The 886-nt window shown below is 70.0% G+C and carries 1 protein-coding gene; it reads left to right on the top strand.

Features of this window, described 5'->3' with window-relative positions; all coding sequences use genetic code 11:
* Positions 1-886: beta-ketoacyl reductase (locus NLX94_RS38695; protein WP_254387990.1), on the top strand; the 886-nt coding region annotated here is incomplete at both ends.

An 886-nucleotide genomic window follows, 5' to 3' on the forward strand; every position in this document is an offset into this window, starting at 1 on the left:
GTGTTCCAACCCAAGGCCGACGCGGCCTGGCACCTGCACGAACTCACCCAGGACATGGACCTGGACGCCTTCGTCCTGTTCTCCTCCGTCGTCGGTGCGACGGGGAACGCCGGTCAGAGCAACTACGCGGCAGCCAACGTCTTCCTCGACGCCCTCGCCCACCACCGCCGTGGCCGCGGTCTCCCGGCACTGTCCCTGGGATGGGGACTCTGGGATTCCGAGCACGGCATGGGTTCCACCCTCGACGGCGCGGCCATCGCCCGCCTCGGCGGCTCCGGGGTCGTCCCGATGCCCGCCGCGAGGGGTCTGGCGCTCTTCGACTCCGCGCTGGAGTTCGGGGACACGCTCGTGTACCCCACCCACTTGGACACGGCGGCTCTGCGTCGGCATGACGTGACCCCGGCCGTCCTCCGTGACTTGGCGAACGGCCCGGCGCAGCGCCGGACCGCCACCGCGGGGCAGCAGGTCACCGAGTCGTCCCTCAAGGACCGCCTGGCCGGCCTCACGGTGACGGACCAGGAACGCGAACTCCAGGAGATCGTGCGGTCCGACATCGCCTCCGCCCTCGGTCACGCCTCCTCGCACTCCGTCGGCCTCGACCGCCCTTTCAAGGAACTCGGCTTCGACTCGCTCAGCGCCGTCGAACTCCGCAACCGGCTCAACAAGGCGACGGGCCTGCGGCTCCCCTCGACCCTCGTCTTCGACTATCCGACCGTCAGCGCCCTCGTCACTCACCTCCGGCTCCAGATCACCGGCGACGACCACACCGTACGCACCCCCGCACCGACCGCCACCAGCCTCGGGGACGACGAGGCGATTGCGATTGTGGGGGTGGGGTGTCGTTATCCGGGTGGGGTGGTGTCGCCGGAGGGTTTGTGGGATCTGG

Source organism: Streptomyces sp. TBY4, assembly GCF_024213195.1.
Classification (GTDB): domain Bacteria; phylum Actinomycetota; class Actinomycetes; order Streptomycetales; family Streptomycetaceae; genus Streptomyces.